6 protein-coding genes and 1 pseudogene are annotated in these 6,517 nt (G+C 69.0%); 2 read left to right on the forward strand and 5 right to left on the reverse strand.

Features of this window, described 5'->3' with window-relative positions:
- Positions 1-165: pseudogene (locus AC1DOC_RS14125) on the reverse strand (trehalose-phosphatase); the annotation flags it as partial.
- Between the two features lie 77 nt (positions 166-242).
- Positions 243-1,502, reverse strand: coding sequence for a multifunctional CCA addition/repair protein (locus AC1DOC_RS14130; RefSeq protein WP_018903610.1), 1,260 nt, complete (start codon positions 1,500-1,502; stop codon positions 243-245).
- A gap of 161 nt (positions 1,503-1,663) precedes the next feature.
- Between AC1DOC_RS14130 and AC1DOC_RS14135 the strand changes: the two genes are divergently transcribed.
- Positions 1,664-2,389, forward strand: a complete 726-nt coding sequence (locus AC1DOC_RS14135; protein WP_012746138.1) for an OmpW/AlkL family protein — start codon at positions 1,664-1,666, stop codon at positions 2,387-2,389.
- A gap of 24 nt (positions 2,390-2,413) precedes the next feature.
- Here the strand turns inward: AC1DOC_RS14135 and AC1DOC_RS14140 are convergent, their stop codons facing one another.
- The 3 genes from AC1DOC_RS14140 to AC1DOC_RS14150 all read right to left on the reverse strand — a co-directional run bounded on the left by AC1DOC_RS14140 (position 2,414) and on the right by AC1DOC_RS14150 (position 5,767).
- Positions 2,414-3,097 carry a glutathione S-transferase family protein gene (locus AC1DOC_RS14140; RefSeq protein ID WP_018903609.1) on the reverse strand — a complete coding sequence of 228 codons (684 nt, stop codon included), beginning with the start codon at positions 3,095-3,097 and terminating at the stop codon, positions 2,414-2,416.
- A 95-nt stretch (positions 3,098-3,192) separates the two neighbouring features.
- Positions 3,193-3,762, reverse strand: a complete 570-nt coding sequence (locus AC1DOC_RS14145; RefSeq protein ID WP_012746140.1) for an MgtC/SapB family protein — start codon at positions 3,760-3,762, stop codon at positions 3,193-3,195.
- 1 nt (position 3,763) lies between these two features.
- Positions 3,764-5,767, reverse strand: a complete 2,004-nt coding sequence (locus AC1DOC_RS14150; RefSeq protein WP_478079082.1) for a lytic transglycosylase domain-containing protein — start codon at positions 5,765-5,767, stop codon at positions 3,764-3,766.
- A gap of 36 nt (positions 5,768-5,803) precedes the next feature.
- Here AC1DOC_RS14150 and AC1DOC_RS14155 point away from each other — a divergent pair, with 36 nt between their 5' ends.
- Positions 5,804-6,421 carry a 5-formyltetrahydrofolate cyclo-ligase gene (locus AC1DOC_RS14155; RefSeq protein ID WP_012746142.1) on the forward strand — a complete coding sequence of 206 codons (618 nt, stop codon included), beginning with the start codon at positions 5,804-5,806 and terminating at the stop codon, positions 6,419-6,421.
- The last annotated feature ends 96 nt before the right edge of the window (positions 6,422-6,517 follow it).

The raw sequence follows: 6,517 nt of genomic DNA on the forward strand, positions 1-6,517 counted from the left end.
GGCCAGCGCGCCGCCGAGCTGGTCGCGCAGGTCTTCGAGCAGGCCCGCCAGGGCGGGAGGAATCTCGATCGCCTCGGGGGTGGGTGCGAGCGCGACCAGCGTGCCGTCGAAGTCGAGAAAGAGGGCGGTATCTCGGCCCAACGGAGGCGGCGACTGGGAGGACATTGGCATTGGTGAAAACCATAGCACGGACCCGGCCATTCCCGTGTCGGCCAAAGTCGGACGTATGCGGCGGCGGAGCTTCAGCCCGGCAAGGCGGCCACCGCCTCCACGCGTGCGCGGTGGATCGCCTCGCCGATCTGCGGCCCGGCGGCGCCGGATTGCTGCGCCGCGCGCGCCACGGCCTCGGTGGGCACGCCCGCGGCGGTGGCGAGCACGGCAAGCAGCCGCTCGCGCTGCGGATAGGGCCGGTCCTCGAAGCCGAGCCGGCCGCGCGCATCGCATTCGCAGGCCAGCAGCACGTCGGCAAAGCGCGCCGGCTTGCGAAACGCATCGCAGCGCTCCAGCAGGCGCACCAGCGCCGCGGCCGCGAGTTCGCCGCTGCGGTGGATGTTGCCGTGTTCGCGCGCCACCACCTCGGCGAGCTCGCGGATCTCGACCGGCACGCGCCAGCGGTCGCACACCGCGTGCAGCAGTTCGGCGCTGCGCTTCTCGTGGCCGATGTGGCGCGGCAGAAGCCCAGGCTCGGTCGTGCCCTTGCCGAGGTCATGCATCAGGCAGGCGAAGCGCACCGGCAGCGAGGCCTCGAGCCTGGCGCTGGTGTCGATGACCATCATCAGGTGCACGCCGCAGTCGACTTCGGGGTGGTGGGCCTCGGGCTGCGGCACGCCCCAGAGCCGGTCGACCTCCGGCAGCAGCACCGCCAGCGCGCCGCAGGCACGCAGCACCTCGAACATGCGCGACGGGCGGGTTTCCATCAGCCCGCGCGAGAGCTCCTGCCAGACGCGCTCGGGCACCAGCGCATCGGCTTCGCCGGCTTGGACCATCTCGCGCATCAGCGCCATGGTCTCGGGCGCCACCGAGAAATCGTCGAAGCGGGCCGCAAAGCGCGCCACCCGCAGGATGCGCACCGGGTCTTCGCGAAAGGCGTCCGTGACGTGCCGCAGCAGCTTTTGCTCGAGGTCGCGCCGGCCATGGAAGGGGTCGGCGAGCTTGCCGGCGTCGGGCTCGAAGCGGCCGTCGGTGCCCACGAATTCGGCAGGCAGCGCGATCGCGTTGACCGTGAGGTCGCGCCGCGCCAGGTCCTGCTCGAGCGTGACGTCGGGCGAGGCGTGCACGGTGAAGCCGCGATAGCCGGGCGCGCTCTTGCGCTCGGTGCGGGCCAGCGCGTATTCCTCGCGGGTCTGCGGATGCAGGAACACCGGAAAGTCGCGCCCCACGGGCAGGTAGCCGCGCGCCGCCATTTCCTCGGGCGTGGCGCCCACCACCAGCCAGTCGTGGTCCGACACCGGCCGCCCCAGCAGCCGGTCGCGCAGCGCGCCGCCGACGAGATAGGTTTTCATGCGCCCAGTGTAGGGATTACTCCAGTTGGAAAAAATAGAACGACCGTTCGATAATTTTCAGGCGAACCGCAGGATCGTTCGCCGATTTGCCCGAAAGGTAGCCGCTGTCGCAGTGGAGGCCGCGCGCTGCAGATTTTTAAACCAAAAGGAGTAATCACGTCATGAAGAAAACAATGCTTGCGCTGACCGCAGTGGGCGCGCTGGCGTCCGGAAGCGCGTGGGCGCAGAACGCTGGAGACTGGGTGGTCGGCGCGGGTTGGCTTCATTTTGCGCCGCAGGACTCGAGCAAGCCGCTCACGCTGACGGCGCCGGTGCGCAGCGTGCTGGCGGGGTCGGGCGCATCGATCAGCGATTCGGACACGCTGGGCTTGAGCGCGGTCTATTTCGTCGACAGCCACTGGGCTGTCGAGGGCGTGTTCGGCATTCCGCCGAAGTTCAAGCTCAACGGCACCGGCACGCTGGGCCGCGTGGGCGAGCTGGGCCAAGCGCGCCAGTGGAGCCCCACCATTCTTGGCAAGTACTACTTCAACGAGGGCAACGCGGCCCTCCGCCCGTTCGTGGGCCTGGGCGCGACTTATGTCTGGTACAGCGACATCGAGCTGACGCCGGGGCTGCAGGGCGCGCTGGGCAGCCAGCTGCGCCAGCGGCCGCTCTCCACCTCGACCACCGCCAAGCTCGACAGCTCGTTCGCGCCCGTGCTCAATGCCGGCGTGGCCTACCAGATCGACAAGCACTGGGGCGTGTCGTTCTCGGTCTCCTACATTCCGCTGAAGACCAAGGCCAAGCTCACGACCACCACGATCACCGGGCTGCCGATTGCCACCAGCGAGGCCAGGCTCAAGCTGAACCCGATCGTGACCTACCTCTCGGCGACCTACCGCTTCTGAGGCGGCGGGATTCTTCGAGGAGCCTCAGCGCGCCGTGCGGTAGGGCTCGTTGAACGCCACGAAGTCCTTCTCGGCCAGGGCATCGTCGATCCATGCCTTGACGCCGGGGAGCGCCTGCACGCGCTCGATGTAGGCGCTGATGGCCGGCGGCACCGGCAGGCCGTAGGTCTTGATGCGCGTGCCCACCGGCGCGAAGTAGCTGTCGGCAATGCTGAAGCCGCCGAACAGCAGCGGGCCGCCGTGGGCATCGAGCAGGCCGCTCCACATCTGCACGATGCGGTCGAGGTCGGCCTGCAGGGCGGGGTTGTCCTTCAGGAGCCGTGCGCCGACCTCGGCGAGCGAGGCCTCGATGTTCATGGGACAGAGGCTGCGCAGCTTGCCGAAGCCCGCATGCATCTCGGCGCAGATGCTGCGCGCGCGGGCCCGCTCGGCCGCGGCGCGGGGCCACAGCTGCTTCTCGGGAAAGGTCTCGGCCAGGTATTCGGCAATGGCGAGCGTGTCCCACACCACCAGCTCGCCGTCCACCAGCGCCGGCACCTCGGCCACCGGGTTGATCGCGCCCATGGTCTTCTTGAAGTGCGAGTCGGGCGCGAAGGAGTCGAAGCGGACCTTCACCTCTTCGAACGGGATGCCGGCCTGCTTCATGAGCACCCAGGGCCGCATGGACCAGGACGAGTAGTTCTTGTTGCCGATGTAGAGCTTGCGCATGGTGCGATCCTGCGGTTGGGATGAGAGAGAAAAACCTTCGATGCTAGCCGGGCCGCATCCGCCAATTGATGCCGAAATGCGGCCGGATTGATGCGCTACCGCGGCTGCTCGTCTTCAGGCGAGGCGATCACGCGCGGCGCCGCGCCGGCCTGGTCTTTTTCTTCGCCGTGCGGCGGCCCGACCATGCGCTCGACCAGGTCCACCAGCCGCGGCACCAGCGCGAGCACGGCCAGCGCCAGCAATGCGCTCAGGATGGCGGTGACTTCGCGGCCGAGGCCGCAGGCCATGCCGATGGCGGCCGTCATCCACAGCCCGGCGGCGGTGGTGAGGCCCTGCACATGGTGCTCGTCCTTGCCGCGCTTGAGGATGGTGCCGGCGCAGAGAAAGCCCACGCCCGCCACCAGGCCCTGGATCACCCGGCTCATGTCGGCCGGCTCGATGCCYGTCTGCTGCGGAATCAGCACGAACAGCGCCGAGCCGATGGCCACCAGCATGTGGGTGCGCACGCCCGCCGCCTTGCCCTGCTGCTCGCGCTCGAAGCCGAGCATGAACCCGATCACGGCCGCGAGCATCAGCCGAACGACGATGCGCGTGAGCTGCGCGGCGTCGCCCACGTCCGAGAATTCGGCCGCTACGGTGTCGAGCACCTGGCCGCCCCAGCTCATGTCAGGGGAGATCCTTGTTGGGTTCGGGTTCTGCCGCGTCGCGCGGGCCCACGCGGCCCAGGCGCTCCTTCAGCGACTGCGGCCGCCCGCTGATCAGCGCGGCGTAGTTGGTGGTGTTGGCCAGCACCTTCTTCACGTAGTCGCGCGTTTCGCCGAAGGGCACGTTCTCGGCCCAGATCGCGGCTTCCATCACCGGGCCGTTGCGCCAGCTGCGCGGCCGTCCCGGGCCGGCGTTGTAGGCGGCCGCGGCCAGCGCCATGGAGCCGTCGAAGTCGTCGAGCGCGAGCTTCAGGTAGTTGGTGCCGATGGTGATGTTGGTTTCATGGTCGTTGATCTGCCCGGGCGTGAAGCCGGCCAGGCCGATCTTGCGTGCGGTCCAGCGCGCGGTGGCGGGCATGACCTGCATCAGGCCCGAGGCGCCGACGCCCGAGCGCGCGTCCATGATGAAGCGGCTTTCCTGGCGGATCAGGCCGTAGACGTAGGCCGGGTCCAGGCCGATGTCCTGGCTCTTGCGCAGCACCGTGTCGTGGAAGGGCATGGGGAAGCGCTGCTCGACATCGATCACGCCCTTGGTGCGCTCGCTGGTGTTGATGCAGCGGTCCCAGACCTCGCGCTGGCAGGCGAAGTCGGCCGCGGCCAGCAGCGCGCGGTCGTCCATGCCGCCCTTGTCGTGCAGGTTGGTGGCGTAGTTCCATTCGCGCGTGCCCTCGGAGCGCAGGCCGATCGCAATGGCGTAGAGCGCGCGGTTGAGCGCGATGTTGCTGCGCGCGGCGTTCTTTTCTTCGGGCGTGAGCGGCGCCGGGCGCGTGGGCACCACGGTGCGCTGGCCGAGTTCCTCCAGCGCCAGCATCTCGTAGAAGCCGCGCGTGCCCGCAATGCTCTGGTAGAGCTCGCGTGCCTGCGCGCGGCGGTCGTCGCCGCCCGCCGCGCTGAGTGCGCGCGCCTTCCAGTAGACCCAGGTCGACTCCAGCTGCGCCGTTTCGCTCATGGCGTTGATGGCGGGCGCCACCTCTTTCCATTGGCCGTTGCGCAGCGCGGCGCGCACGCGCCAGCCGAGCATGTCGTCGGTCAGGTCGCCGTTCTTCGTGACGTTGGCAAAGTAGCTGCCGGCCAGCGGCGAGAGCTTGCTCGCGGCCTGGCGGCCGATGGTGCCCCAGAGCCAGTTGCGCTCCTCGGCCGAAAGCATCGGGCCCCATTTGCTGTCGAGCTGGGTGGCGGCCTGCTCCGGGTCGGCCATGGCGATCTTGATGAGCGCCAGCACCACCAGCTCCTTGCGCGACTTGGCGGCCACGAAGGCGCGGCCGGCCAGGAACTTGGCCGCGCTGGCGTTGAGCTCCTCGAACAGCGGCAGCGCATCGGGCGCGGCAATGGTCACGGCGCCGCGCGCGGCCTGCGGGCGGTTGGTCTCCATGGCCAGGCGCGCCTTCGTCCAGGCATCGTTGGGCGACAGCAGGCGGGCCGCGACCAGGCGGTCGGCCGCGGTGAGGCAGCCGTCGTCCGCCTCTTTCTGCGCGAACCAGTTGCGGCGCACCTCGTTGGCCTGGGCCTGCGTGGCGCTGCCCGATTGCAGGGCCTCGACCAGGATCGCGTAGCAGCGCACCTGCGGATCGTCGCCCATGCGAAAGCCCGCCAGCGCGGCGGAAAAGCCGTCCCAGTCGCGGCGCTGGCCCAGCAGCAGCAGCCAGTCGTTGCGCAGCCGGTCTTCCTGGTAGGTGCCGGGGTAGCGGGCGAAGAAGTCCTGCACTTCGTTCGGCGCGGCTTCCTGCAGGCGGGCCTTGAGTTCCCAGTAGGCGGCCCAGGGTTCGAGCGCATGGCCGCGCGCCTGCGGCAGCAGGGCCGCGAGCCGGCCCTTGTCGCCGCGCTGGAAGGCCTGCTTCATCTGGACCAGGACGTCGTCGTTGCTGTTGGCCTGGGCGGCGGCGGGCTGCTGCGAAAGCAGTGCGGCGGCAGCCAGGACGGCGGAAAAAACCAGCGCGGACGCTGTATTGCGCGGGCGATGCCGCATGGGTGCCAAAATGCTTGGGAACTGCATCGGGGGATTATGGACAAGTCAAAGGATGCCGACACCTCGGCGACCACGAGTTTTCTCAAGGATCAGGTGAGAAAAGCACTGATCGAGCAGCGCCTGGCGATGCCCGACCGGCTCGCCAAGGCCGACCTGCTGCAGCGCGTGATGCGGATCTGGCTGGTGGGCCGGCCCGACACCGTGATCGGCGCCTACTGGCCGATCAAGGGCGAGTTCGATCCGCTGCCCGCGCTGCACCGCTGGAAGGAAGACGGCGAGCTGATCGACGAGCCGCAGCGCCGCCGCATCGGCTTGCCGGTGATGAACAAGGTCCACAAGACGCTGACCTTCCATGCCTGGTACCCGGGCTGCCAGATGGAAGAAGACGCCTACGGCATTCCCAAGCCCAAGGACACCGAGCTGATCGTGCCCACGCTGCTGTTCGTGCCCTGCGTGGGCTACAGCGCCGGCGGCTACCGGCTGGGCTACGGCGGCGGCTTCTACGACCGCACGCTGGCGGCGCTGGAGCCGCGCCCGTTCACGGTGGGGCTGGGCTTCACCAACGGTTTCCTCGAAGACTTCGAGCCCGAGGCGCACGATTTGCCGCTGGACGCGATCCTCAACGACAACGGCGTGGTCTGGCCAACCAGCTGAAGGGGCTCAGTCGATGTTGTCGACGGTGTCCGGATCGGGCACCTCGCCGATGGTCTCGCGCGTGGTGATGGCCTGCACCTGCAGCCAGTCCCAGAA

Source organism: Variovorax sp. 01T439_2, from assembly GCF_056398445.1.